Origin of the sequence: Bacillus cereus group sp. MYBK95-2 (assembly GCF_051915225.1) — a bacterium.
GTDB classification, from domain to species: Bacteria; Bacillota; Bacilli; order Bacillales; family Bacillaceae_G; genus Bacillus_A; species Bacillus_A cereus.
In genome coordinates this window covers 531,978-558,231 of sequence record NZ_JBQAEH010000001.1, presented here as the reverse complement: position 1 = coordinate 558,231, position 26,254 = coordinate 531,978, and the positions used below count along the sequence as shown (strand labels likewise).

Genomic DNA, 26,254 nt, shown 5'->3' with positions numbered 1-26,254 from the left:
ATTTTTTGTTTATAATAATAATGGGTGAAATTATGATTAGAATTTGTGCAGTAACAAAAACAGATGAAGTATTATATGATGTTTCTCTAGAAGAAACAAAGAAAGACCATATTGTATGGTATTGGCTAGATTTATATAAGCCAACGAAAGAAGAGTATACATATATTCTGCAAGACCATTTTAAGTTCCATCCCCTTGCAATTGAAGACTGTCTAGAATACGTACAGAGGCCAAAAGTTGATTTTTATGATGGATATAACTTTTTAGTTCTTCACGCGTTTGGAGAAGATGGGCTAGAACCACATGAAATTGATTTGTTTGTTAGTGATCGCTATATTGTTTCTTTCCATTTTTCTCATAATAATGCAATTGAAAGAGTATGGAAAACACTTGGTGAGAAGAGGCGGATTAAGAAAGGACCTTTACATGTAGCACATACGATCACTGATCAAATTGTAGATGATTATTTCGCACCTGTATATTACATTGAAGATCATTTAAATGCGATTGATGATAATTTAACAGGTGAGACAGCAGGAGCCGTACTAGAAGAAGTATTTGATATTAGGGCAGATTTATCTAAGTTAAGACGTACAATTATTCCAATGCGTGATTTATTGTATCGTATTTTGAATTCCACTCGTTTTTACGGTATAAGTGATCATGAGATTTATTTTAAAGATATACATGATCATTTACTTAAACTTACGGAAATGATTGAGGCAAGTCGAGAGTTAACGGCGGATATTCGGGATAGTTATTTTTCATTAAACTCACATCATATGAATAACATTATGAAAACATTAACTGTATTCTCGACTATTTTCATGCCATTAACATTTATTGCGGGAGTATATGGAATGAACTTTACGCATATGCCAGAGCTTGGTGGACAATATAGTTATTTTATTTGTCTTCTTCTAATGGCATTAATTGGCGGCGGAATGATGGCCTGGTTTTATAAAAAAGGATGGTTTAAGTAAAAAAACACCGAGGATTTCCTCGGTGTTTTTTTTCAACCAATAGCATGTAATACAAACATAGCTAAGAATAAGCATGTAATGATATACATAGATGGTGCGACTTCTTTACGCTTTCCAAGAGCAACTTTTAAGATAGGGTAAGCAATAAATCCGAACGCAATGCCATCAGCGATACTATATGTGAGCGGGATCATGACGATAATTAAGAACGCTGGAAATCCTTCTGAAAAATCGTTCAGAGGAATTTGCTGAATGCTTGTAATCATCAGGCCGCCAATAATAATTAAGATTGGTGCAATGGCACTATCAGGAATTAGTTTGACAAACGGAAGTGCAAACAATGATGCAAAGAATAACAACCCCGTAACGATAGACGTCAGACCTGTCTTTCCGCCTGCAGTAATACCTGCGGCACTCTCTACTGTTGATACGGTAGGGCTTGTGCCAAATAGACCACATGTCATTGCTGAAATTGCATTGGCTTGGTAAGCACGTGGGAATTTACGGTCATCTTCTAATAAACCGTGCAGAAGTCCCATGTTCTCAAAAATAAGCACCATGCTTAAGGAGAATGTTGCAATCCAAAACGGTAAGGAAGAAAGTTTGCCAAATGACATAGCTCCAAACACATCGCCGTAATTAGCGAATGAGAATGAACTATTTCCGATTTGACTTGTATCAACAAGGCCAAATAGCCATGCAATACCAGTTCCTATTGCAATCGTCCATAAAAAGTTTCCACGTACGTTACGAATAAATAGTACAAGTGCAACGATAAGAGTAAGCACGGTCGCAAGAACGACAGGGTTACTTAATTTACCCATTGCAACAGCAGTATTTGGGTTCGAAACGACTAAGCCACCTTTTTGCAATCCGATAAACGCTAAAAATAATCCGATGCCGACAGTAATTGCTTCCTTTAATGACTTTGGAATTGATACTGATAGCACGCGAGCGATTGGTGTAAAAGCGGCAATTGCAAAAATAATACCAGAGATAAAGACAGCAGCCAATGCTTCTTGCCAAGTTAGTCCAAGCGTATGCACAGCTGTGTACGTGAAGAATGCATTTACACCCATACCAGGGACAAGAATAGCAGGTGCATTTGCCCAAAATGCCATGAGTAGACATCCGACAAATGAACTGAAAACAGTTGCTAAAATTCCAGCTTCAAGAGGAATGCCAGCATCGGATAAAATTGATGCATTTACAATCATAATATATACGATCGTGAAAAATGACGTAACTCCAGCTAAAACTTCTTGTTTTGGTGATGTTTCGTGTAAACCTAATTTAAATGTTCTTTCAAGTATTCCTTTCATGTTAAACCTTCTTTTTCATATCCCTCTCCCACCCGTGATATCTCTTTCGTAAGAGCTCACCGTCCTTTATTATATCAGAACATCATGTTTTTACAACAAGGAAAATGATAGCGTTTACTTATAAATGAAATTATTTATAAATACGTAAAAATTGCCCGTATTGTTGAAATAATTTCTAACTCTCCCGATTGAATGGGTGGAGCTGCTTGCGCATGTAAAGTAGCATAAGACGTAACCTCCCTTGGTAATTGGGCAGATTCTTCAACGAATGAGAGGGGAACAGGATTAATATTTAAATTATATGTACTCGCAATAGCACGAGCTTTTTCTACTGCTTGGTGCAGAGCTTGAATGAGAGCTTGCTCATAATATTTATTTGGATGAGATACTCGGAAACGTAAACCTTTTGCTACATTTGCACCATTTGAAACGGCTATATCATATACTTCCCCAGCTTTTTGTACATTTAAAACGGTAATTTCATACAAATGCTCCACGCGGTATCCTTGCAGCAATGCTTTATCATTTACATATTCGTATTGAGGAGTAATTGTATAAGAAATCGTCTCTATATCTTTATCGGCAATACCAAGCTGTTTAAGTGCATCCAGCAATTGTTTGGATTGCACTGCATTTTCTTCTTGAGCCTGTTTTACATTTTTATCATCTGTTCGAATGCCGAGTGTTAATATAACAACATTCGGTTTTGCTTTTACAACACCTTCTCCTTGTACAGTAATAGTAGCTTCTTTACCAGTATTAGCAGTGCGTACGTTGTGTAAATAAGGATTCATTCCACCCTGCATTTTCCATCACCATCCTTTTTATATGTATATGTGTGAACAAAAAAGAAATTTATATGAAAAAAGTTACATAAATGAGAATGTTGAGGAAAGAAAGCATATACAACATAGGTATTTATAGATTATAATATGTGTAAATATGATAAAAAAGGGACGAGGCTATTGAACGAAAAAAGAGAAACGCTGATTTTAGATTTATCTGCATCATTTCGAAAAATGATACGTTTATTACAAAATGATATTAATACACGTTTTGCAGAACATATGCCATATAATGAATTTTCTGTATTACGTGCGTTATTTTTAAACAGTCCACAGATGGCTTCGCAAATTGCGAGTGAAGTAAACGTAACCTCCAGTCATATTACAGCTGTTACAGATCGTCTCGTACGAAAAGGATTAGTAGAAAGAAAACGTTCTAATTCAGATCGTCGAATCGTGTACTTAGAAATTACAGAGCACGGAAGAGAAGTAACTGAAAAACTTGAAGCTGTGCGTAAAGAATATTATAAAGAGAGATTTAAAGGTTGGAGCGACCAAGAAATAGAAATGGTCTTAGAACTATTTGGCCGCGTATTATAATAAATGAGGATAGGAAGCGAAAGCATTCCTATCCTTTTTCTTTTGAATAAAAATATTTTGAAACTCCGATACTTTAATTAAAAGATCGGAGGAAAGATTATGAAATATATTGCTGCACTTACCATTTTATTTGGTGGTTTTTTCTGTTTTCAAACATTCACGTACGCAGATACGCCTATCCAAGTAGTGCGAAAAGAAGTGAAGTACATTGAAAATGATAATACAGTCTTATATTCGAAATTATGGGTTCGTTCTATGCAAAACGCAGTATTATTCCACCATAGCGATAATATTCGTAATCGGGACACATTACGTAATGTAACAAGTTCATCGCTTGTTAAAGCGAAGCAACTATCTTTTCAGAAAGCAGCACTTTATATACCGAGACTATCGCAATACGTATCAAAAATAGGGAAAGAAAACATTCAAGTGTACTACATTGCGATTCACTATAATGTGAAAAAAGAAAATGCATATCAATTAGATGGCATGAACTATTTTCTACAAGTATTCGTAAAAGAGCGTGGGGAATGGAAAATTGCCGAAAGTGTAGTTGCCCCGACAGAGCAAATTGTGCAAAATGGTGATGGATTTGGAATGAAAGAAGAGATGGTGTATGGGGATAGGAGAGAGAATGTGAAATAACCTCTTTATTTAGATAGGGATATATAATAAAAAGCATTGCTCTTGTGCAATGCCTTTTTATTTAGTTCATATAAGAGTTAAATAATTCATAACATCTTTCTTTTGTCATTGTATGACTTTTTTTGTCAGCTTCTATTAATGCCATTGTTACGTGTTTATAGTTTCACATCTATAATGCTTTTTGAAACATGTATTCATTACCTTAATGTATGTTTATTTCCCTCCAAAAGCAAACTTCAATTTTAATAGACGTGTAAAAATGAAGTAACTTATGATAGCGAATAGGAAAAATCCAACATAATAAGACAGAAGTGCATCTCGTCCGCCTAATATTCTACCGCCAAGCAGTCCGAAGCATAGAACAGTGCAAATCATGAACCATTTTTGCAAGTTAGGAAACAATAGTATTTTTCCGTTTTGTTCGTTTGGTGTACGTGTGTATAGAAAGGTTGCCATTGATAAAAAGATAATGATGTAAGCAAATGGTGTTAATAGTGTCCAAGGAGAAGGTACAGAAGTATGCTCCATTGGATTGTCCTGTGGTACACTAGAAAGTTTATTGCCATAGTCATCAAATGTTTCTATCGGGTGATAATCATAAGTAATAGAAAAAGATTCTAATGGTGAAATGATATCTATATGTTGTAAGTACTCATGAGTACGTTGCTCTATTTCTCCCATTGCATCTAAAGACCATTGTGTATGGGAATAAATGAATCCGGAAATTAACAATCCAAAACCGTATGGTAAAAATAATAGAATGATAGTTAAACTACTTTGAGAGAATATATGTCCAGTAATGGTTCCAATAAATAAGGTGAATGTATAAATAGCGATAAGTACAACGGTAGCATATAGAAAGTAACTATAGAACGGAGTAAAGATTTGATACTCATTGTGAAACGACATGTTCTTTATTCCGTACATGCTAATCCAGCAAACAATTTGCACTGTAATAATATTCAAAACACCAAGCCACCATTTTGTTAAAAAAATATCTTTTCGTTTAAAAGGCATCGAGAAGAGAAAATCAGTTGATTGATTGTTACGTTCCCACCCAATTAAAAGACAAGCAAGTGCAATAAGAGTAACTCCTTGAAAGAGGACGGCACCATCAGATGCGTGAAAATAGTAGGAGTAGTAATATGCATAGTCATCAAACTTCATTTTTGATTGTTTTAGCTGCATTTGCGCTTCTTGATAATATTTATAAGGTAGTTGATATAAACTAATTAACCAAAATAATAGAATTATATATTTTCCTTGCTTCCATTGCCTTATCCATAAAGCTTTATGAAACATGTGAATCCTCCTCAAACGTTGTGATAAAAATATCTTCGAGCGACATGGCTAATTCCTCAATGAGCAGTGGTTGTTCTTTATAAAACTTCTCGAGTGTTGTAGCCACATTTCCCTCAATTAAGATTGTATATACTTTTCCCGTTTGATTTAATATTTTAATATTGCTTAAGTTTTCTAGTTTTTGAGGTAATGAACGCTCGTAAGCTACTTGTATTTTTGCAAATCGTGATTTTGCATCGTCTAGTGATGTAATAGACGAGATAGTATGGCCTTTTAATATAATGATTGTATCTGCAATTTGTTCCACTTCATCTAAATGATGGGTAGATATGAAAATGGTAATCTCTTTTTCTGCAACTTCTCCAACGAGAAACTGTAAAATTTTCCTTTTTACGATAGGATCAAGTCCATTTGTCGGTTCATCTAAAATAATATATTCTGCCTGTGCAGCAACAGCTAAAATGATGGCGAGCAGTGCTTTCATGCCTTTTGAATAGCTACGAATTCGTTTGTTTGGTAAGTTAAAACGTTCTAATAGTTCGTAGAAATATGGTTCATCAAATGCGGTATAAACTTCTTTATAAAACTTTACGATTTCTTTTACTGTATAACCGTTCAGTATGTTAGTAGAATCCGGAACATATACGATTTTTTGTTTCGTTTCAGGATTTTTATGGATGTCGATATCCTCATATGTAACAGTTCCCTCGTCTGGGTCTAAAATGCCGACTATCGTTCGTAATAAAGTTGTTTTTCCCGCGCCGTTTCTTCCAAGTAATCCGATGATACTCCCTCTTTGCAATGTGAAAGAAACATCGTCTAAAATCGTTTGATTATCAATTGTTTTCTTCAGGCTTGTCACTTTCAGCATCTGTATTTCCTCCAATCTCTTTATAGTATGAATCTATCCAATCATGAATTTTATCTTTTGGAACACCAAGATAAGAGGCTTCTAATAGTAATTGATGAAATTGCTTTTCAACCATAGCGATTTTCCTTTCGTCTAATGTTGGGGTAATCGATTGGGATACAAATGTTCCTTTTCCTCGTAACGTTTCAATAATTCCTTGTCGCTCTAACTCTTGATACGCTTTACTCACTGTATTTGGATTTATAACGAGTAAAGAAGCGAGTTCGCGTACAGAAGGAAGTTTATCACTTGGAGCCAACATGTTTTTCAATACGAGTTCTTTTATATTTTGAACAATTTGTTCCCATATCGGAGTGTTGCTTCTTGGGTCAAGTTGAATATGCAAGAGCAATGTCTCCTTCCTCATATGTATTAAGTGTACTACTATGTGTAATACATTTAATACAATATAGGGGACGAATGTATTTGTCAACTGAAAATAATAGAAAAAATTGGTATTAAAAAAAGGAGAATTGGAAAAAATAGGTCTGATATAGAATGGAGGGTTAGTCATGAAGCGAGTTTTTGGAATACTTGTTTGTTTCATGTTATTGCTTTCTGGAACTTCAGTGAGTTTTGCGCAATCTGAAAAAACGAAGCAGGAGAAAACAGAAGAAACAACGCCGAAGTTAGCGGAACAAGCGTCGTCAGCAATCGTAATTGAGCAAGATACAGGTAAAGTTTTATTTGATAAAAACCCAAATGAAAAATTACCACCTGCTAGTATGACAAAGATTATGACAATGCTTTTAATTATGGAACAAGTTGAAAAAGGAAAACTAAAACTGACCGATAAAGTTAGAGCGAGTGAACATGCAGCTTCAATGGGTGGATCGCAAATCTTTTTAGAACCTGGGGAAGAGATGACTGTAAATGAGATGTTAAAGGGTATTGCAATTGCATCTGGAAATGACGCATCTGTTGCGGTAGCCGAGCATATCGCAGGTTCAGAAGAAGGATTTGTAAATATGATGAACAAAAAGGCGAAAGATTTAGGGCTGAAAAATACACATTTTCAAAACCCAACAGGTCTTCCGGCCAAAGACCATTATTCGACAGCAAATGATATGGCTATAATGGCGAGAGAATTGATGAAGTATCCACTTATTCGTAAATACACAGGTAAGTACGAAGATTATTTACGTGAAGATACGGATAAAAAGTTTTGGCTCGTTAATACGAATAAGCTAGTACGTTTTTATCCTGGCGTAGATGGAGTAAAAACAGGTTTTACGACAGAAGCGAAATATTGTTTAACAGCATCGGCTGAAAAAAATGGCATGCGTGTCATTTCAGTTGTCATGGGAGCACCAACATCAAAAGAACGGAACAACCAAGTGACGAAGCTTCTTGACTATGCATTTGGACAATATATGACAAAGAAATTGTATACGCGTGGCGAAAAAATTAAGACAGTTCAAGTAGGGAAAGGGAAAAAAGAAAAAGTAGATTTAGTTGCATCAGATAATGTTTCTCTTCTTATGAAGAAGGGCGAGAATATGGACAAGGTAAAACAAGAAGTAATTGCTGAAAAGAAAGTAAAAGCACCGATTAAAAAAGGTGACGCGCTTGGTACACTTGTTATTAAAAAAGATAAAGATGTTTTATTAAAACAAACAATTGTAGCAAAAGAAGATGTTGCTGCAGCGAGCTGGTGGGAGTTATTTAAAAGAAGTTTTGGGATGTTTTCAACATCAAAATAGCGGCAAATATTTTGCCGCTTTTCTATTCGTATGTAAGTGAATAATGCTGAAAGGTTTCACTTTATGACGAAATAGTTCTTCTTTTGTCAGCAGGAAGGATTCTTATTTTGTATCACGAAAATCTTTATGTATGTGAATAAGTAAAGTTTGAGCATAAGGAGGAAATCGTGTGAGTCTTTCCATGCAATTAGAAGTAAAACGTGACGTCCTATGTGTGAGACTAGAGGGTGAATTAGATCATCATACGGCTGAAGAGTTGCGAACGAAAGTAACAGATATGATTGAGACACATGGTGTTCATCATATTGTTTTGAGCCTAGAGAACTTATCTTTTATGGATAGTTCTGGTCTAGGTGTTATATTAGGCCGATATAAACACGTAAAGGGATTAGGTGGAGAAATGGTTGTTTGTGCAATTTCACCGCCTGTTAAGCGTTTATTTGAAATGTCGGGCTTATTCAAAATCGTTCGCTTAGAAGAAAGTGAAGCGCACGCGCTCGCGACGTTGGGGGTGGCATAGATGAGAAATGAAATGAACCTTCAATTTTCAGCATTAAGTCAAAATGAATCGTTCGCTCGCGTTACTGTGGCGGCTTTCATTGCACAACTAGATCCAACGATGGAAGAATTAACGGAGATTAAAACAGTTGTGTCAGAAGCGGTTACAAATGCAATTATTCATGGATACGAAGGAAATGCAGAAGGTATTGTTTATATTTCTGTAATTTTGGAAGAAGCAATGGTGAAACTCACGATTCGAGATGAAGGGATTGGAATCTTTAACTTAGATGAAGCGAGACAACCCCTTTTTACAACTAAACCTGAATTAGAGCGTTCCGGAATGGGATTTACTATCATGGAAAATTTTATGGATGAAGTAGAAGTTATTTCAAACGAATCTTTCGGGACAACAATCCATTTGACAAAATACTTATCAAATAGTAACGCTCTATGCAATTAAGGAGAATAGCCTATGGACATAGAGGTCAAAAATGAGAAGAAGAAACCTCAGTTAAAGGACCACGAGCTAAAAGCGTTAATTCAAAAAAGTCAAGATGGAGATCAACAAGCGAGAGATACAATCGTTCAAAGTAATATGCGCCTTGTTTGGTCGGTTGTACAGCGGTTTCTTAATCGAGGATACGAACCAGACGACCTATTTCAAATTGGATGTATTGGGCTCTTGAAATCGGTAGATAAATTTGATTTATCTTTCGACGTGAAATTTTCAACATATGCAGTTCCAATGATTATTGGTGAAATACAACGTTTCTTACGTGATGATGGATCAGTGAAAGTTAGTAGGTCTTTAAAAGAAACAGGAAACAAAATTCGAAAGATGAGAGATGAGCTTTCGAAAGAATTCGGAAGGGCTCCAACGATTAATGAAGTGGCAGAGGCACTAGAACTAACGCCAGAGGAAGTTGTGCTAGCACAAGAAGCGAGCCGGGCCCCTTCATCTATACATGAAACTGTATATGAAAACGATGGAGATCCAATCACTATTTTAGATCAAATTGCAGATCAATCTGAAACGAAATGGTTCGATAAAATTGCTTTAAAAGAAGCGATTAGAGAACTAGATGAACGAGAGCGCTTAATTGTATACTTGCGTTACTATAAAGATCAGACACAATCAGAAGTAGCAGAGCGCATAGGCATTTCGCAAGTACAAGTTTCAAGACTTGAAAAGAAAATATTAAAACAGATGAAAGATCGAATAGACGAATAATTGTCTATTCGATTTTTTTATGCTGTTAATAGGAGAGAGATGTTAATTTTCTCAAAAATTAACAGAATTTATTGATAATTTAGTTAATTTAAAATATAATCCAAGTATGAACTTGTCATAAAGGGGGAAGGAAACATGGAAACGAGGCAACAATGGGGAACGAGAGCTGGATTTATTTTTGCAGCGGTCGGATCTGCCGTTGGATTAGGAAACATATGGCGTTTTCCTTATACAGCGTATGAAAATGGAGGAGGAGCATTCTTTTTACCGTACTTATTTGCATTATTAACGACTGGTATTTCATTGTTAGCGTTTGAGTTTGCCCTTGGTCATCGTCATCGTGGTTCAGCACCACTTACATTTTTCCGTATTAGCCCGCGTGCCGAATTTATTGGATGGTGGCAAATGTGCGTAACATTTATCGTTTCAACATATTATGCAGTGATTATTGCTTGGTCTATATCGTATACATACTTTGCAATTACTGGAGCATGGGGAAAAGACACGCAATCATTTTTATTTAAAGAGTACTTACATGTTGCAGATAAGCCAGGACAATTTGGAGGACTTGTACCGGAAGTATTAATTCCGTTAGCTCTCGTTTGGATTATTGTGCTTGGCGTTGCATTTAAAGGAGTTAAAAAAGGAATCGAAGTTGTTAACCGTATATTTATTCCTTTATTAGTTGTTATGTTTCTTATTATCGTCGTTCGTGCAGTGACGATGGAAGGCGCTATGCAAGGACTAGATGCATTCTTTAAACCAGATTGGAGTCGTATTTTTGATGGGAAAGTATGGCTTGCTGCTTATGGTCAAATATTCTTTAGTTTATCTTTAGCATTTGGAATTATGATTACGTATTCTAGTTATTTACCGAAAAACTCGGATACAACAAATAATGCCTTTATTACTGGATTTGCAAACTCAGGATTTGAATTATTAGCAGGTATTGGGGTCTTTGCAGCTCTTGGATTCATGGCAAATAATATGGGAGTACCGGTTGATAAAGTAGCAAGTGCTGGCGTTGGGCTTGCGTTCGTAGTATTTCCACAAATTATTAATGAATTGCCGATGTCACCGTTGTTTGGTGTATTATTTTTCTTATCGTTAACGGTTGCTGGAATCACCTCACTTATTTCACTCGCAGAAGTATGTTTTGCCGCTGTATCTGAAAAATTCAGTTTAAGTCGGGAAAAAACCATTGGAATTATGGGAACCCTTCTCGTGTTGGTTTCTCTTGTATTTGCAACACGTGGTGGGCTTATGTTCTTAGATGTTGTCGACTATTTCGCTAATAATTTCGGATTAATTACAATTGCACTTGCGGAAGTAGTTACGATAGGGCTCATTTTACGTCGTTTACCAGTTTATCAAAATCATGCCAACTTTGTATCTGATATTAAATTAGGAATGTTTTGGAGAGTGAGTTTACTCGTTATTACTCCACTTATGTTAGGGTATATGCTAATTGATGGTACAATCCAAAATATTAAAAAGAATTATGGAGATTATCCGACTGAGTTTGTTGTAACGTATGGTTGGTCGATAGCAGCAGCATTCCTCATAGTTGCAATAATCATTGGCCTGAAAAAATGGGATGCACAAATTCATTCGGATTCTGCCAAGCTTGAAAAAGAATGGAAAGATCGAGGTGTTTCATAATGAGTGGATCAGCGATTATGATGATGGTTATTGGAATAGTAGTCATTTGGGGAGGGCTTGCATTAAGTATTGCAAACTTATTTAAGAAAAAGGCATAAGTAAAAAACATCTGTACCGAAATGGTGCAGATGTTTTTTTATGAAAAAATTGTATTAGAAAAAAATTCAATAACCATACTACAACTACGAGGAAGAGTGAAGGGGTGAATGAAAGTTGGAACAAACGATTTATATTAAAATGCGCAATCGTTTAAAAGTTTCTCCTACTTATGAAGTAAAGCTGGGCGATGTTGCTCAACTTGCCGGAGATTCTTCCGTAGTTGAGTTGTTACAAAATGAGATAGTTTACAAAATAACAGCGCATGATAAGACGCATGTTGTAATTGATGTTATGAAAGTAATTGAGATTATTCAACAGAAAGCATCTCATGTACAAATTAATTTACTCGGTTCTGGACAAACTCTTGTTGAAATTATATACGAAAAAAAGAAGACACACCCAATTTTTTTCGGGCTTGTATGGCTGTTACTGTTCATTGGAGCGGCCCTTGCGATCATTTATTTCCATGAAGATGTAAGTATGCAACAAGTACATCAACGGTTATATTACATGATTACTGGAGAATTTAATGCACAACCACTTTTATTTCAAATTCCTTATTCTTTAGGTCTTGGCTTAGGGATGGTTTTATTTTTTAATCATGTATTTCAAAAGCGAATTAATGAAGAGCCGAGTCCGTTAGAAGTTGAGATGTTTCAATACCAACAGTCACTTGATCAGTATGTAATCGTTAATGAAAACAAGGATAATATGAAACAACTTGCCGATGATTGAGTCTGGATTTGTTATTTTAATTGGTTTAGCTGGAGGGATTGCGGTAGGTAGCGGATATGTCGCATTTTTAGCTGTACTTGGTATAATCCCCCGTTTAGCTCAATTAACGAGAAGTGGAAAGCATATTCAATATTTTGAGTGGGCAGTCATTGCAGGTACTTTAACAGGGGCTTGGTGCAGTTTGAAAAACATTACATTTCAAACGTCGCAATATTGGCTCGTTATATTAGGGATATTTTGTGGCACGTTCATTGGAATGCTTGCTGCGGCATTAACAGAGGTGTTAAATGTTCTACCTATTTTAGCGAAACGAGTAGGGATAGAGGGGAAGATTATTGTTTTACTCGTTGCTCTTGTACTTGGGAAAGTAATAGGATCGTTGTTTCACTGGATTTATTTCGTAAAGTAGGAGGCAGTATATAAATGACAAGTCAGAAATTGAGGGATGATTACATAAATAAAGTGAAGGAGTATCATCCAAAGCCAAACTATTTACTAAATTGTATCAAAGCATTTCTTGTAGGTGGACTCATTTGCACAGTTGGAGAAGTATTGATGAAATTTTATATACATTATTTTCACTTCAGTGAACAAGAGGCAGGAAACCCAACTGTTGCAACCCTTGTTTTATTATCCGCGATTTTAACAGGGTGTGGTGTATATGATAAAATCGGTCAATTTGCTGGAGCAGGATCAGCGGTACCGGTAACAGGATTTGCAAATTCTATGGCGAGCGCTGCCTTAGAACATAAGAGCGAAGGGGTTGTTCTAGGGATTGCTACAAATATGTTTAAACTGGCAGGAAGTGTGATTGTATTTGGGGTTGTTGGTGCATATATCATTGGGTTAATAAGGTATACCTTTAAAATTTTTATGTCTTAAAGGAGGGGCTAGTATGAGGTTGACCGGAAAACAAACGTGGGTATTTCAAAATGACATATATGTGAATGCAACGGGTACTGCTGTCGGTCCGAAAGAAGCTGAGGGCCCTCTTGGGAAAAAATTTGATATTTCATATGATGAATTGCATTGTGGAGAAGAAAATTGGGAGCTTGCCGAACGAAGATTAATGTCAGACTCAATTCAACAAGCAGTGCAAAAAGGGAATATAAAAACATCGCAAATTGATTTTTTTTTAGCAGGAGATTTATTAAATCAAACAGTGACAGCAAATTATGTTGCGCGTAAGTGGGGCATTCCTTTTTTAGGAATGTTTAGCGCTTGTGCGACGTCTATGGAGACTTTAGCAGTTGGCTCAGCTTTTATAGACGGTGGATTTGCAAATCGTGTCTTAGCTACAGTAAGCAGTCATAATGCAACGGCTGAAAGACAATTTCGCTATCCAACAGAGTACGGTGGACAAAAGCCAGGGACAGCAAATTCAACTGTGACTGGTGCAGGATCTATATTAATTAGCAATGAAAAAAGTACAATTAAAATTACGTCGGCTACAATTGGAAAAGTGCAAGATTTAGGAATTACAAATCCTTTGGATATGGGGGCAGCGATGGCACCTGCTGCTGCTCATACAATTCAACAACATTTTGAAGATTTAAGAAGAAGTGCCGATGATTATGATTTGATTGTTACGGGTGATTTATCAGCTGTTGGGACGCCGATTGCGAAACAACTTTTACTTGAGGAAGGTTATGATCTTGGGCATATATACAATGATTGTGGATTGATGATTTATGAATCAAGTCAAGAAGAAGTGTTTGCAGGTGGTAGTGGTTGCGCTTGTTCAGCAGTTGTCACATATGGTCATTTATTACACGAGATGCAAAAAGGGAATTTACAACGAATTTTTGTCGTTGCGACTGGTGCATTATTAAGCCCGATGATGATGCAACAGAAGGAAACGATTCCAACAATTGCACATGGTGTCGTATTTGAGAGAGTTAAAGGAGAGTGAATTGTGGATTTTATATATGCATTTCTTGTAGGTGGAGTTATTTGTTTAATTGGGCAACTATTGTTAGATTTCGTAAAGTTAACACCAGCTCATTTAATGGCAACTTTTGTAGTCATCGGAGCAATTTTAGATGGATTTGGATTGTACGATAAACTAATAAAGTTTGCAGGTGCTGGAGCAACAGTCCCTATTACAAGTTTTGGACATTCACTATTGCACGGAGCAATGCATGCAGCAGAAAAACATGGATATTTAGGAATTGGTATTGGCATGTTTAGTTTAACGTCTGCGGGCATTTCCGCAGCGATATTGTTTTCGTTTTTTATAGCACTTATATGTAAACCGAAAGGATAAATCAAATGAGACGAAGGGTTGTTTTGGTCACAGATGGAGATGAATATGCAAAGCGGACAATTGAGCTTTTAACGAAGGAATTTGGGGGAAGGTGTATTTCAGCATCACAAAGTAATCCAACCAAATTGACAGGGAAAAAAGTTGTTGAGCTTATTATGCAAACGCCATATGACCCTGTATTTGTCATGTTTGATGACAGTGGATTTATTGGAGAAGGATCTGGTGAAAAGGCTTTAAAATATGTGGCTACCCATAAACAAATTGATGTGCTCGGTATTTTAGCGGTAGCGTCTAATACGCATCATTGGGAATGGGCACGTGTAGATGTAAGTGTAGATCGGAACGGGAATTTAACCGAATACGGTGTTGATAAATTTGGACTTCCAGATGGCGAAATTGGCAGAATTAGCGGAGATACAATTTATTGTTTAGATGACTTGAATGTTCCTGTCATCGTTGGAGTCGGTGACATTGGTAAGATGTGTGGAAATGATGAATGGGAGAGGGGATCACCTATTACGAAGAAAGCAATTCAATTAATTTTGGAAAGGAGTGGTTTTTATGACGAAGCCTAAAAAAGTGGATATCCCTATATCAACTTTCATAAGTGACAATGAAAATTATTTAAAGCAGACAGTTGGGCTAGGCGTTACATACGATGTTGGCATTCGTAAATTTCAAATTTTGAATAAAGAAATTGGTGTGTTATTTGTAAACGGACTTTGTGATACGAATTATATTATCCCTATTTTAGAAGAAGCGGTGGATACAAATGAGATAAGGGATGTAGAAGAAGATACAGTGAAGCTTTTAGAGAATCGCTTAATCCATCAACAAGTAAGTAAAGTGAAAACGATGGATGAGGTAATGCTCCAAGTATTATCAGGACTCATCGTGATATTTGTGGAAGGTGAAACGGAAGCGTTTGCAATCGATGTTCGTAGTTATCCAGGGCGAACGCCGACAGAACCAGATACCGAAAAGGTAGTACGCGGTGCAAGGGATGGATTTGTTGAAAATATCGTTGTAAATACAGCATTAATCCGTAGAAGAATTCGAGATCCACGTCTTCGAAATGAAATGGTTCGAGTAGGAGATAGATCACAAACGGATATTTGCATTACATACGTTCAAGATGTTGCAAATCCAGATTTAGTAAAGATTATAAAACAAGAATTAAATAACATCGATGTAGATGGAATTACGATGGCGGATAAAACAGTAGAAGAATTTGTTGTAAAGCAAAGCTATAACCCATTTCCACTTATTCGATATACAGAAAGGCCAGATGTAGCAGCAAATCATCTACTAGAAGGACATGTGTTAGTACTTGTTGACACATCGCCAAGTGCTATGATTACACCGACAACATATTTTCATCATTTACAGCACGCGGAAGAGTTTAGACAAAATCCAGCTGTCGGTACATTTTTACGCTGGGTGCGCTTTTTAGGTGTTATATTCTCGTTATTTTTATTACCATTTTGGTTAGTGTTTGTATTTGATCCAACTCTTTTGCCAGCAAATCTTGCTTTTATTGGACCGACTAAGATGACGCATTTACCAATTTTATTACAGGTGTTAATGGCAGAGGTCGGACTTGAGTTTTTAAGGATGGCAGCCATTCATACTCCAACGCCGTTATCGTCTGCAGCAGGGTTGATTTCCGCTATATTAATTGGTCAAATTGCAATTGATGTAGGTTTGTTTGTGCCAGAAGTAATTTTGTATGTAGCAGTTTCGATGATTGGTGCATATGCAACACCGAGTTATGAATTAGGATTAGGGAATAAGGTTGGGAAATTGTTTGTTATTATTTTAACAGGCCTCTTCCATGAGATGGGATTTGTAATTGGTATGACGATATTAATTTTATTTTTAACGTCTATAAAAAGTTTACAAACACCTTATTTATGGCCGTTTTTACCATTTGATTGGGGCGCATTAACAAAAATTTTACTCCGTCCAACGATGTCTAGTTTAAAAGTACGACCAAGTATTGTAAGACCTCAAAATGTAAAAAGACAAAAATAAACGGGATTATACACCCGTTTATTTTTTTTAGCAAAAATTTATTATTTTTTAACAAAAATCAAACATTTTTTGTGTACACTTAGAGTAGATATTGTGTATGGAAGGGGAAGAGGACATGATTAAATTATTTGTAAGTGATTTAGATGACACGCTCGTTTACGATGTGAATCATATGCAAAAAGAAGATGAACGTGCGCTGTGTTGGTTAGCTGAGAAAGGGACAAATATTTGTTTTGCCTCTGGCCGCTTTACACACAGAATTGATGAAGTTGTAAAAAGGTTTGCATTCCCATATTACACAACTGGCTTAAATGGAGCGACAATGTTACTTCCGGATGGAAATTTATTTCATGAATCGAGTTTTGAAAATGTGGTTGCCCAGGAAATATATCGATATATACATAAAAAAGGACTAGCGGATATTGTTTGTGCAAATGAGCAGCGATATACAAAAAGGAAGAATGAACATCACCATAATTTTGAAGCGTATATGGGCGTGCATATCGCTGAAATTGAAGCGTTAGAAGAAGAGTTTGGTAAGACTGTACACCCTGCAAAATTGTTTGTTTTTGGAGAAGAAGAGAAAATTGTGACGTTAGATCAAGAGCTACGAGATACGTTTCAAGGCGAAGCGGAAGTTTTTATATCAGGTAAACGCTATGTTGATATTATGCCAAGAGGCGTGAGTAAGGGGAGTGCTCTAAAGCGACTAATGGATCATTTGCAAATTGAAGCAAATGAAGTTGCTTGTATTGGAGATTCTTTCAATGATATTTCTATGTTTGAAGTAACCCCGCATTCATTTACTCTTCATCATGCCCATCCATATGTAAAGGAGAAAGCAAATCATATAGTGCGTTCGGTTGAAGAGGCTGTTATGAAATTACCGTTACTTGTATAAAAAAGAAGCCCGTCATTGGCGGGCTTCTTTTTTACTTGAATAAAGATTTAACAAAATCAATGATACTTGAGAAGAAATCTTTCACTTTATCTAGAAAACTTTGCCCTTCTTCAGATCCTAAAAAGGCAGAAACATGTTCTTTTGCTTTGTTTAATTGACTACCAACTTGATTCCAATCGATATTAAGATTTTTCATTTTATCAAATAACGATACTAAGTTATCTAACTGTTCATCTGTTAATGTAATGCCGAGTTGATCAGCAATTTTTTTAATTAATGAACGTAAATCTTCTGTTGTTTTTGGCTGTTCTTTTGCAATTTCTTCTTTAATTTTTGCAACAAGTTGAACTGCTTTTTCTTCACCAATTTTATCACCAAGCTGGGCTGTTTGTACCATTTCTTCATTCGCTACTTTTTTAATTTCTTCAGGAATTTGTTTATTGGACGCAGTTTCGTATGCTTTCATTAATCCAGTTAAAGCTGCAGTTCCTGAAACTTTAAAAGGTGCAGTAATTTGAATTTCTGCATCTTTTACACCTGCTGTAATCAAAGCGTTAGTGTACATTGCATCTGTTACCCAGTTAATGTTCTTTGATCGTACAATAAGACCAGATCCTGGTTTTGTGTATGTAATCATAGAAGAAGAAATTGCTCTCGTACCAATTTGTGCTTTTGGAACAATGCCTTCTAGAAATTTATGTTCTTCCGCATTAGATACAGTGATAATTGTAGCATCTTTTGGTGCTTTCATTTCTTTTAACAGATCTTGTTTTTGTTGTTCGGATAAGTTCTCTCCTAATGTAACAATTGATTCTCCCTCAATGATGTCTGCAAATGAAGCTGTTGGCATCATAAATACCGTTACAGCTAATAGCAGAGCTAATAATTTCGTTTTCACGAAAAATCGCTCCCTTTCTCTTTCTAAAATTTTCGGGCAACAAAGTTATTATAGTATATATTTCTTATTTGTCACCTAGCTTTTTCCACATTTCAAAAAAGAAGTATCTAGATTGTCGGATTCTTTTTGTTTCTAGTCATGAATGTGGTAATATAGTGCTGAGATAGTTGAAAGGAGACATATACGTATGAAAACTTTAGGATACATATTAATGGAAAACGGTGAAAAAATCGACTTGGAATTTTTCCCAGAAGAAGCACCGAAAACAGTAGAAAACTTTAAAAAATTAGCAGAGCAAGGATTTTATGACGGTGTTACATTCCACCGTGTTATTCCTGGCTTCGTAAGCCAAGGTGGAGACCCAACAGGTACAGGTGCAGGTGGCCCAGGTTACTCTATTCCATGTGAAACTGATGGAAACCCTCATAGACACCTTGTAGGATCACTTTCTATGGCTCACGCTGGCCGTAACACAGGCGGTAGCCAATTCTTTATCGTTCATGAGCCACAGCCGCATTTAGATGGTGTTCATACTGTATTCGGTAAAGCAACAAGCGGTATTGAAACAGTATTAAAAATGCGTCAAGGCGATGTAATGAAAGAAGTTAAAGTTTGGGAAGAATAAGGTAAGGAAAAAGAGAGCTTTTGCTCTCTTTTTTATTTTTAATGAGATTGAGTACTACTTCTACAGCTCATCATACAAGTAGTATTGTTGCTAAAATATATTGTTTGTGAGAACAAACCTTTAACCAATTACATAGAATACATTACATTATATGTTTCAATAAATATTTTTTGTTATATTAATTTTGCTAGAATTGTGCTGCTTTAGAGTAACTATAAATGAAGTGCTGTTGAATGATATGTTTCTTTCCATTCCATATAAAATTTTCTTTTTTTAACTCTATTTATTAAAGGAATAGTGCTGAAACATAGATTTGACTTTCTTCTTTTCGCTTTGTATGATTATCAAGTTGTTTTAGACTCTTCTCACTCTGTTGAAAATATTGTAAAATGAATGTGATATGAAAAGAGTGATTGAGGGGATTACTAGTTTGTAACTTTTGTAAGAAGGGATAAGGGTTATGTTAATTCGTTTTAAAAAAAGTTATGAAAAAATTGCAATGGGGCTTCTTTCGTTTATGCCAACTGAAAAAGATGTGAAAACATTACAATTGACAATGAAAGAATATGAAGCAAAAGATGATTGGCAATTGTATTTGTGGAAAGAAAATGAAGATTTTGTTGGAATAATGGGGATTGTAAAAAAAGAGAATCAAGTATTAGAAATTCAGCATTTGAGTGTGAACCCGTCTCACCGTCATGTGGGGATTGGGACGAAGATGGTTCAAGAGTTAAAGAGTAAATTTCTTGAGTTTACAATTTGCGGAAATGAGCAAACAGCAAGTTTTTGCGAAAAATGTAAAGGGCTAGAACAAAATATACATTCGTGAAAGCAGAGATAAGTAGTTTATTATCTCTGCTTTCTTTTTTGTAATTGTTCGTTTCGTTCAGTAATGACCTCTGTGCGATCACGCAAAGTGTGCTTGTTTATAATATATTCACCTGGGATAGCATTCAAGTCTTTCCAAGAGAGGTTTTGTTTTTGACATAACTCTATGCACTGCTTCTCTAACGATGAATCTGATAAGGGTAAAAATAAAGGTACAAAACGTTCTTTTTTATGGATAGATTGCAATCTTTCATTGAGCAAGGAAAGAAGTTGTACTTGATTAATTCCTAAACGTTGTAAAGGCACACCGCTTTTTTCTAAAATTGTAATTGCGCTTTTCATCATTTTTGTAGAACCATTCCAATTAGCACGTCTTTGGTGGTATAAAGAAACTGCAATTTGAATGAGACCAACTAAGTAATGATCACGATTACCTCTTGGTTTTGTCTTCCAATACTCTTCTAGTATTTCGTGGCATTCAAAATAGTCATAATCTCCATGGAAATGAATTAAAAATTGTATGTATTCGGTAGGATACATGTTTTCTCGCTCCTATCTAACGGTTATACATATAAGTGTATCATAGAAATATGAACAATAAACGACTAGGAGGTTTCCCCCTAGCCGTTATTGTTCATATTAGCAGAAGCAAGCTGCTCCTACAATAATTAGTAAAATAAACAGTACAACAAGTAATGCGAACCCACCGCTAAAACCACAATCAACGTGACCCATAGTTTTTTGACCTCCTACATTGTTCTTACTACACTGTTATCATATGAAGTGGTGGGCATGATGACATAGGCATCGGTCTATTTTTAATTAAATTTCTTAAAAAGGTTGGATAGAACATGAGTATGCTCTATACTTATGTTGTTATAGAAAAAATGTGGTGGGATGCTTTGTGCAATATAATTTTAAAGTAGAGGCTTTTGAAGGGCCGTTAGATCTATTGTTACATTTAATACATCGTTATGAAATTGATATATATAATATTCCTGTAGCAGATATTACAGAGCAATATTTATCTTATGTGCATACGATGAAAGAACTTCAATTAGATGTTGCAAGTGAGTATTTAGTAATGGCTGCAACGTTATTACAAATTAAAAGTAAGATGTTGTTGCCGAAACATGAAGAAGATGTACTTGATAACGGTGATGATTTTATAGATGATCCTCGTCAAGAATTGATGGAGAGGTTAATTGAATATAAGAAATATAAGCAAGTTGCTACTGAGTTAAAAGAAAGAGAACAAGAAAGAGCACAGCTATATACACGTCCACCAATTGACTTTACATCGTTGCAACAAGAAGAGGAGACAAGCTTACCTCTTGATGTTACGTTATATGATATGCTAGCAGCATTTCAAAAATTAATGCGCCGTAAAAAGGCAAAAAAACCTGTAACAACACGTATTACTCGTCAAGAAATACCAATTGAACAGCGAATGACTGATATTTTAAAACAGTTAAAAATAAAGGGTGGTCGCCAAAGTTTTTATGATTTGTTTGTTGATGATGAACGTGAAATAATGGTTGTAACATTTTTAGCAGTTCTGGAACTTATGAAAAACCAACAAATCATAATTGAGCAAGAACATAATTTTGATGAAATTTTCGTATCAAGCTCTAATAAATCTGCATAGAGCAAGTATGTGAAAATGGGATAGCAACATTTTATCTCATGCTATGTTTTAATGTATCGTTTGGAACAAGAGAAAAAATATTGAACCGAACGCATTAATTGTGATTCGGTTTTTTGATGTGTATTTTTATGAGAAAATAGAAGGAAGGAGCTCGTGAAATGGATAGGAAAGAACAAAAGTCAATTATTGAAGGCCTTTTATTTGTTTCTGGTGATGAAGGGATTTATCCAGAACAAATAGCGAAAGTTCTTGAAATTGAAATGAATGAAGCAATTAATATTTTAGAAGAAATGCAACAAGAATGTGAAGGTGCAAACCGTGGTTTGCAAATTGTACAGTATGCAAAAGTATATCGTTTTGCTACAAAGAAAGAACATGCTTCATATTATCAAAAATTAATAGATACACCAACAGCTGCTTCACTCTCACAAGCTGCCCTCGAAACGTTAGCGATTGTTGCATATCGCCAACCAATCACAAGGACTGAAATGGAAGAGATTAGAGGAGTTAAAACTGATAAGGCGTTACAAACGTTGGTTTCACATTTACTTATAAAAGAAATGGGAAGAGCAGAAGGACCAGGGCGTCCTATTTTATACGGAACAACAAAAGAATTTTTAGACACATTTGGATTGAAAACATTAGATGATTTACCACCGCTTTCTGAAGAGAATGAACAAATGAATGAAGCAGATTTATTCTTCGGTTCCTTACAAGAGATATCGAAATAAAAGCTTAGCATTTTGCTAAGCTTTTTTTGTATATCAATTATTTACAGTGCCATACTAAATGAAAAAAGGAGACGAGTTATGAGAGGTATGCGGATTATTTTATTATTAGTTTCTGTTTTATTATGTTTTTCTTTAAATAGCGCATCAGCTAAAAGGTATATGATGTCCATTCATACTACGTCTCCTTTACATATGCATCGGCAACATCTTAGTAAAATGAAAGTGAGCTTTTTAAAAGTGGGGCAAGGTGACGCAACACTTATTATAATGCCAAATGGACAAACAATGTTAATTGATGGAGGACCTTATGAAGCAGGAGAGGTTATTATTCAGAAATTAATTGAGAAAGGGATTAATCATTTAGATGTAATTGTCAGTACGCATCCCGATATGGATCATATAGGGGGGTTAATTCCAATTGTAGAGCAAATGCCGGTATCGCTTATACTAGATAGCGGAAAAACATATAGTTCTCTTACTTATCATACGTATCGGAATAATATAAAAAAAAGAGGGATACCTTTCGTTTCAGTAAAGGAAGGACAATATATACCGCTGGATCCACATGTTTCTATACAAGTATTAAACAACGGGAAATCAAAAGATGAAAATAATGAATCCTCAATTGTTTTAAAGGTGCGATATGGAAAAGCGGATTTTTTATTAATGGGTGACGCGGATGTACGGACAGAACATGAAATATTAAAACAATTTGATGTCCATGCAGATGTGTTAAAAGTGGGGCATCATGGCTCATATACTTCAACAAGTGAAACGTTTATAAAAAAAGTGGAACCGCAGTTTGCTATTCTATCGTACGGGAGTAATAATCCGTATGGACATCCTCACCAAAGTGTAGTGAAACGCTTAAAAAGGCACGGTATAATGGTATATAGAACGAATAAACGTACAGTAGAAATGGAAACAGATGGTGAACATATTATGTTAGAATCTAGCGGATTAATGCCATTGTTGAAGTGATTTCTATATTAGGGGGCGATACTGTCCCTTTTTGGAAAAATGAATAATATATATTATAATTATAAGAGACGTAAGAAATTTCCTTTTCTGTTGAATAAAAAGGAAATTTCATTAGAATGTATAGACAACTACTCGTGCGTATATTAAGATGGAACTAGGCGAATAAGGTAATAATAACAAGTAGGTAATTCATGGGAAAGGATCGATGAAAATGAAAACGCAAATTGTCATCAATGCCAAAATTTACACAGGTCAAGAAATAGTGGAAAACGGATTTATTCGTTACGCAGAAACCATTAAAGAAATTGGTTTGATGGCTCAATATGTACCACAAGAAAATGAAACTGTTTTTGATGCTACAGGGAAGATTATAATTCCAGGTATGATCGATGTTCATATTCATGGTGGATACGATATTGATGCGATGGATGCAAATAGCGATGGGTTAGTAACTCTAGGTAAAGAAATGTTAAAAGAAGGGGTTACAACTTACTTCCCAACAACAATGACACAAGCTCCAGAGGCAATTGAAGCAGCGTTAACTGCTGCGAAAGAAGCAAAAGAAAAAGGAGCGCATTTCGAATATATTCATTTAGAAGGACCTTATGTTTCAAAGAAACGTGCAGGTGCACAGCCACTTGAACATATCGTTCCTGCAAATATTGAGCAATTTAAACAATGGCAAGAAGCAAGTGGGAACTTAATTAAATTAGTAACATATGCACCAGAAGAAGAGGGAGCATTAGAGTTTGAACAATATCTTGCTGAAACTGGTGTAGTTGGCACAATGGGACATACAGATGCAATTGATGCGCAACTAAAAAATAGAAAGATTACACATGCGACACATTTATACAATCAAATGCGTGGATTACATCACCGTGAACCAGGAGTTGTGGGTCATGTGTTATTAAATCCAGATGTAATGGTTGAAGTAATTACAGATGGTATTCATATTCACCCTGACATGGTGAAATTAGCATATAAGTTAAAAGGACCGAAAAAAGTAAGTGTTATTACTGACGCAATGCGTGCAAAAGGTCTTGAAGATGGATTATATGAGCTTGGCGGACAGCCAGTACATGTAAAAGATGGTAGTGCTCGATTAGAAGATGGAACGTTAGCTGGTAGTATTCTAAAAATGGATCAAGCTTTCCGAAATGTAATTGAATTTACAGGTTGTTCAATCGAAGATGCAGTACTTATGACATCAGTTAACCAAGCAGAAGAGTTTGGATTAAATAATAAAGGTGCATTAGCGGTAGGAAAAGATGCAGACTTTGTTGTGATGAATGAAGATTTACATGTATATGATACGGTTCGTTTAGGAATTCATATGAAGGAAGGGAAGTAATTAAATGAATATTCTTGTTGTAAAAACTCCAGAAGAATTAGCAGAAGCAGGTTATAAATTAATTGAAGAAGTTGTAAAAACAAAAGAAAATCCAACATTAGGAATGGCTACAGGAAGCTCTCCATTAGGTATTTATGCAGAAATGCGAAAAAATAAACTTGATACAAGCCGTGTAACCACTGTAAACTTAGATGAGTACGTAAATTTACCACATGAAGATAAAAACAGCTATCACTATTTCATGCAAGAACAGTTGTTTGATCATCTTCCATTTAAACAAACTTATGTACCAAACGGGATGGCAAGTGATTTAGAGGAAGAGTGCAAACGTTACGAGAGCATTCTAGCTGCTAACCCAGTTGACCTACAGATTCTTGGAATCGGTGAAAACGGTCACATCGGATTTAATGAGCCAGGAACACCGTTTAATTCTCCAACAAACATTGTTGAATTAACAGAATCTACACGCCAAGCAAACCTTCGATTCTTCGAAAAAGAAGAAGATGTGCCAACTCATGCGATTACAATGGGAATTGGAAGCATTATGAAAGCGAAACAAGTTCTACTTGTTGCTATGGGTTCTAAAAAGGCAGAAGCTGTTAAAGAATTATTGCAAGGTGAATATAGTGAAGAGTGTCCGGCTACAGTTTTACAACGTCATCCGAATGTAACCGTAATCGCTGATCAAGAAGCTCTATCTTTATGCAGTGAGGCGATTGCTGATGAACATCGACAAGTATTCACCATTTCCGATCTATTATCAGATTCAAGAGTGGGTGAAACAGCTAATTGAGGACGGCGAATGGAAGCCGGGAGATAAAATCCCATCTGAGAATGAACTTTGTGATAAGTTCGAAGTGAGTCGAATGACAATCAGACAGGCGATTAATAATTTAGTGGAACAAGGCTATTTATATCGGAAGCGTGGAATTGGAACATTTGTCCAACTTCCGAAAGTGGAACAAAAATTGCAAGGAATGACGGGATTCACAGAAGACATGATTTCTCGTGGGATGAACCCAAGTAGTCAATTACTTAGTTTCCGCCTAGTTCCAGCTACTGCTAAAATAGCAGACCGGTTGAGAATACAGGAGGGGGAATCGGTTTATGAAGTGAGGCGTATTCGCTTAGCTGATGATGAACCGATTGCTTTTGAGACGACATATTTGTCGCCAGCTCTTGTAAAAGATATTAACGAAGAGATATTGCAACAATCTTTATATGAACATTTAGAGAAAAAACTGGGCTTTAAACTTGTTAGCGCTACTCAGTCAATTGAAGCTTCCGTTGCGACGGAAAATGAAGCTGAACATCTGCATATTCCTAAAAAGGCGCCTGTACTTGTAATGCGTCAATGGTCATATTCAGAAGGTGAGATACCGCTAGAGTACGTGAAATGTATTTATCGTGGAGATCGTTATAAATTTATTACGAATATCGCACGTAACAAATAGTATATTTCAGTTTGTGAAGTACAGTGGAATTGAAAATGGTTAACATGTAAAGAAAT

33 protein-coding genes are annotated in these 26,254 nt (G+C 35.8%); 25 read left to right on the top strand and 8 right to left on the bottom strand.

Annotated features, from left to right (window positions below; all coding sequences use genetic code 11):
• The first annotated feature begins 20 nt into the window (after nt 1-20).
• Nucleotides 21-983, top strand: coding sequence for a magnesium/cobalt transporter CorA (corA, locus tag ACTFN4_RS02770; protein ID WP_002026281.1), 963 nt, complete (start codon nt 21-23; stop codon nt 981-983).
• 32 nt (nt 984-1,015) lie between these two features.
• On the opposite strand, the gene ACTFN4_RS02765 is transcribed toward corA, so the two are convergent.
• A complete protein-coding gene (locus ACTFN4_RS02765) occupies nt 1,016-2,305 on the bottom strand; it encodes an NCS2 family permease (protein WP_000676248.1) in 1,290 nt (429 codons plus the stop codon).
• Nucleotides 2,306-2,439: 134 nt separating this feature from the next.
• Nucleotides 2,440-3,111 carry an SIMPL domain-containing protein gene (locus tag ACTFN4_RS02760; RefSeq protein WP_001161449.1) on the bottom strand — a complete coding sequence of 224 codons (672 nt, stop codon included), beginning with the start codon at nt 3,109-3,111 and terminating at the stop codon, nt 2,440-2,442.
• A 159-nt stretch (nt 3,112-3,270) separates the two neighbouring features.
• On the opposite strand from ACTFN4_RS02760, the gene ACTFN4_RS02755 reads away from it, so the two are divergent.
• Both ACTFN4_RS02755 and ACTFN4_RS02750 read left to right on the top strand, forming a co-directional pair.
• The gene (locus ACTFN4_RS02755; RefSeq protein ID WP_001003307.1) at nt 3,271-3,690 is read left to right on the top strand and encodes a MarR family winged helix-turn-helix transcriptional regulator; all 420 of its coding nucleotides are present in this window, start codon (nt 3,271-3,273) and stop codon (nt 3,688-3,690) included.
• A gap of 99 nt (nt 3,691-3,789) precedes the next feature.
• Nucleotides 3,790-4,335: a hypothetical protein gene (locus ACTFN4_RS02750; RefSeq protein ID WP_000873774.1), complete on the top strand. Its 546-nt coding sequence runs from the start codon at nt 3,790-3,792 to the stop codon at nt 4,333-4,335.
• 213 nt (nt 4,336-4,548) lie between these two features.
• Here the strand turns inward: ACTFN4_RS02750 and ACTFN4_RS02745 are convergent, their stop codons facing one another.
• The 3 genes from ACTFN4_RS02745 to ACTFN4_RS02735 are packed head-to-tail and all read right to left on the bottom strand — an operon-like array spanning nt 4,549 to nt 6,893.
• Nucleotides 4,549-5,637 (bottom strand): ABC transporter permease subunit, encoded by a 1,089-nt coding sequence (locus tag ACTFN4_RS02745; protein ID WP_048655586.1) that lies wholly within the window; start codon nt 5,635-5,637, stop codon nt 4,549-4,551.
• On the bottom strand, nt 5,627-6,508 hold the full coding sequence (locus tag ACTFN4_RS02740) for an ABC transporter ATP-binding protein (RefSeq protein WP_439962054.1): 882 nt from the start codon (nt 6,506-6,508) through the stop codon (nt 5,627-5,629). Before ACTFN4_RS02740 ends, ACTFN4_RS02745 begins: the two co-directional genes overlap by 11 nt.
• On the bottom strand, nt 6,474-6,893 hold the full coding sequence (locus ACTFN4_RS02735) for a GntR family transcriptional regulator (protein WP_078439079.1): 420 nt from the start codon (nt 6,891-6,893) through the stop codon (nt 6,474-6,476). Before ACTFN4_RS02735 ends, ACTFN4_RS02740 begins: the two co-directional genes overlap by 35 nt.
• 166 nt (nt 6,894-7,059) lie before the next feature.
• Here ACTFN4_RS02735 and dacF point away from each other — a divergent pair, with 166 nt between their 5' ends.
• The 14 genes from dacF (at nt 7,060) to ACTFN4_RS02665 (ending at nt 17,679) form a co-directional block, all read left to right on the top strand.
• Nucleotides 7,060-8,250, top strand: coding sequence for a serine-type D-Ala-D-Ala carboxypeptidase DacF (dacF, locus tag ACTFN4_RS02730; protein ID WP_000831998.1), 1,191 nt, complete (start codon nt 7,060-7,062; stop codon nt 8,248-8,250).
• Nucleotides 8,251-8,419: 169 nt separating this feature from the next.
• Nucleotides 8,420-8,770 (top strand): anti-sigma F factor antagonist, encoded by a 351-nt coding sequence (gene spoIIAA / locus ACTFN4_RS02725; protein ID WP_000059135.1) that lies wholly within the window; start codon nt 8,420-8,422, stop codon nt 8,768-8,770.
• Nucleotides 8,771-9,211 carry an anti-sigma F factor gene (gene spoIIAB, locus ACTFN4_RS02720; RefSeq protein ID WP_001243398.1) on the top strand — a complete coding sequence of 147 codons (441 nt, stop codon included), beginning with the start codon at nt 8,771-8,773 and terminating at the stop codon, nt 9,209-9,211.
• 12 nt (nt 9,212-9,223) lie between these two features.
• Entirely contained in the window at nt 9,224-9,982 is a 759-nt protein-coding gene (sigF, locus tag ACTFN4_RS02715; protein ID WP_000350729.1) for an RNA polymerase sporulation sigma factor SigF, read from the top strand.
• A 135-nt stretch (nt 9,983-10,117) separates the two neighbouring features.
• Nucleotides 10,118-11,644, top strand: coding sequence for a sodium-dependent transporter (locus tag ACTFN4_RS02710; RefSeq protein WP_000450086.1), 1,527 nt, complete (start codon nt 10,118-10,120; stop codon nt 11,642-11,644).
• Nucleotides 11,644-11,742 (top strand): methionine/alanine import family NSS transporter small subunit, encoded by a 99-nt coding sequence (locus ACTFN4_RS02705; protein WP_000016826.1) that lies wholly within the window; start codon nt 11,644-11,646, stop codon nt 11,740-11,742. The genes ACTFN4_RS02710 and ACTFN4_RS02705 overlap by 1 nt, the downstream gene beginning before the upstream one ends.
• Nucleotides 11,743-11,857: 115 nt before the next feature.
• Nucleotides 11,858-12,478 (top strand): stage V sporulation protein AA, encoded by a 621-nt coding sequence (locus tag ACTFN4_RS02700; RefSeq protein WP_000438369.1) that lies wholly within the window; start codon nt 11,858-11,860, stop codon nt 12,476-12,478.
• Nucleotides 12,471-12,887: a stage V sporulation protein SpoVAB gene (gene spoVAB / locus ACTFN4_RS02695; RefSeq protein WP_078439078.1), complete on the top strand. Its 417-nt coding sequence runs from the start codon at nt 12,471-12,473 to the stop codon at nt 12,885-12,887. The genes ACTFN4_RS02700 and spoVAB overlap by 8 nt, the downstream gene beginning before the upstream one ends.
• 14 nt (nt 12,888-12,901) lie before the next feature.
• The gene (gene spoVAC, locus ACTFN4_RS02690; RefSeq protein WP_211477808.1) at nt 12,902-13,360 is read left to right on the top strand and encodes a stage V sporulation protein AC; all 459 of its coding nucleotides are present in this window, start codon (nt 12,902-12,904) and stop codon (nt 13,358-13,360) included.
• A gap of 13 nt (nt 13,361-13,373) precedes the next feature.
• Nucleotides 13,374-14,390, top strand: coding sequence for a stage V sporulation protein AD (gene spoVAD, locus ACTFN4_RS02685; RefSeq protein WP_410989116.1), 1,017 nt, complete (start codon nt 13,374-13,376; stop codon nt 14,388-14,390).
• A 3-nt stretch (nt 14,391-14,393) separates the two neighbouring features.
• Nucleotides 14,394-14,744, top strand: coding sequence for a stage V sporulation protein AE (gene spoVAE / locus ACTFN4_RS02680; RefSeq protein ID WP_000345916.1), 351 nt, complete (start codon nt 14,394-14,396; stop codon nt 14,742-14,744).
• A gap of 5 nt (nt 14,745-14,749) precedes the next feature.
• Nucleotides 14,750-15,319 (top strand): stage V sporulation protein AE, encoded by a 570-nt coding sequence (locus tag ACTFN4_RS02675; RefSeq protein WP_001254415.1) that lies wholly within the window; start codon nt 14,750-14,752, stop codon nt 15,317-15,319.
• On the top strand, nt 15,306-16,778 hold the full coding sequence (spoVAF, locus tag ACTFN4_RS02670; protein ID WP_000165595.1) for a spore germination protein SpoVAF: 1,473 nt from the start codon (nt 15,306-15,308) through the stop codon (nt 16,776-16,778). Before ACTFN4_RS02675 ends, spoVAF begins: the two co-directional genes overlap by 14 nt.
• Before the next feature lie 97 nt (nt 16,779-16,875).
• The gene (locus ACTFN4_RS02665) at nt 16,876-17,679 is read left to right on the top strand and encodes a Cof-type HAD-IIB family hydrolase (protein ID WP_002000777.1); all 804 of its coding nucleotides are present in this window, start codon (nt 16,876-16,878) and stop codon (nt 17,677-17,679) included.
• Nucleotides 17,680-17,710: 31 nt separating this feature from the next.
• Here the strand turns inward: ACTFN4_RS02665 and ACTFN4_RS02660 are convergent, their stop codons facing one another.
• Nucleotides 17,711-18,577, bottom strand: a complete 867-nt coding sequence (locus tag ACTFN4_RS02660) for a DUF1002 domain-containing protein (protein ID WP_000850514.1) — start codon at nt 18,575-18,577, stop codon at nt 17,711-17,713.
• A 187-nt stretch (nt 18,578-18,764) separates the two neighbouring features.
• Between ACTFN4_RS02660 and ACTFN4_RS02655 the strand changes: the two genes are divergently transcribed.
• Together ACTFN4_RS02655 and ribT are read left to right on the top strand one after the other, a co-directional pair.
• Nucleotides 18,765-19,202, top strand: coding sequence for a peptidylprolyl isomerase (locus tag ACTFN4_RS02655; protein ID WP_000853782.1), 438 nt, complete (start codon nt 18,765-18,767; stop codon nt 19,200-19,202).
• Between the two features lie 460 nt (nt 19,203-19,662).
• Nucleotides 19,663-20,031: a GNAT family N-acetyltransferase RibT gene (gene ribT / locus ACTFN4_RS02650; protein ID WP_000908401.1), complete on the top strand. Its 369-nt coding sequence runs from the start codon at nt 19,663-19,665 to the stop codon at nt 20,029-20,031.
• A 20-nt stretch (nt 20,032-20,051) separates the two neighbouring features.
• Here ribT and ACTFN4_RS02645 read toward each other — a convergent pair whose 3' ends face one another.
• Nucleotides 20,052-20,570: a DUF309 domain-containing protein gene (locus ACTFN4_RS02645; protein WP_000283597.1), complete on the bottom strand. Its 519-nt coding sequence runs from the start codon at nt 20,568-20,570 to the stop codon at nt 20,052-20,054.
• 99 nt (nt 20,571-20,669) lie between these two features.
• On the bottom strand, nt 20,670-20,765 hold the full coding sequence (locus ACTFN4_RS02640) for a YjcZ family sporulation protein (protein WP_000510194.1): 96 nt from the start codon (nt 20,763-20,765) through the stop codon (nt 20,670-20,672).
• Between the two features lie 169 nt (nt 20,766-20,934).
• On the opposite strand from ACTFN4_RS02640, the gene scpA reads away from it, so the two are divergent.
• The 6 genes from scpA (at nt 20,935) to ACTFN4_RS02610 (ending at nt 26,198) form a co-directional block, all read left to right on the top strand.
• Nucleotides 20,935-21,678 carry a segregation/condensation protein A gene (gene scpA, locus ACTFN4_RS02635; protein WP_001199753.1) on the top strand — a complete coding sequence of 248 codons (744 nt, stop codon included), beginning with the start codon at nt 20,935-20,937 and terminating at the stop codon, nt 21,676-21,678.
• A 158-nt stretch (nt 21,679-21,836) separates the two neighbouring features.
• A complete protein-coding gene (scpB, locus tag ACTFN4_RS02630; protein ID WP_000375168.1) occupies nt 21,837-22,409 on the top strand; it encodes a segregation/condensation protein ScpB in 573 nt (190 codons plus the stop codon).
• A gap of 78 nt (nt 22,410-22,487) precedes the next feature.
• Nucleotides 22,488-23,390 (top strand): ComEC/Rec2 family competence protein, encoded by a 903-nt coding sequence (locus tag ACTFN4_RS02625; protein ID WP_001214826.1) that lies wholly within the window; start codon nt 22,488-22,490, stop codon nt 23,388-23,390.
• A 211-nt stretch (nt 23,391-23,601) separates the two neighbouring features.
• Nucleotides 23,602-24,744 carry an N-acetylglucosamine-6-phosphate deacetylase gene (gene nagA / locus ACTFN4_RS02620; protein ID WP_002179749.1) on the top strand — a complete coding sequence of 381 codons (1,143 nt, stop codon included), beginning with the start codon at nt 23,602-23,604 and terminating at the stop codon, nt 24,742-24,744.
• Between the two features lie 4 nt (nt 24,745-24,748).
• Nucleotides 24,749-25,537: a glucosamine-6-phosphate deaminase gene (nagB, locus tag ACTFN4_RS02615; RefSeq protein WP_001024210.1), complete on the top strand. Its 789-nt coding sequence runs from the start codon at nt 24,749-24,751 to the stop codon at nt 25,535-25,537.
• A complete protein-coding gene (locus ACTFN4_RS02610) occupies nt 25,467-26,198 on the top strand; it encodes a GntR family transcriptional regulator (protein ID WP_014894892.1) in 732 nt (243 codons plus the stop codon). Before nagB ends, ACTFN4_RS02610 begins: the two co-directional genes overlap by 71 nt.
• Nucleotides 26,199-26,254: the final 56 nt, after the last annotated feature.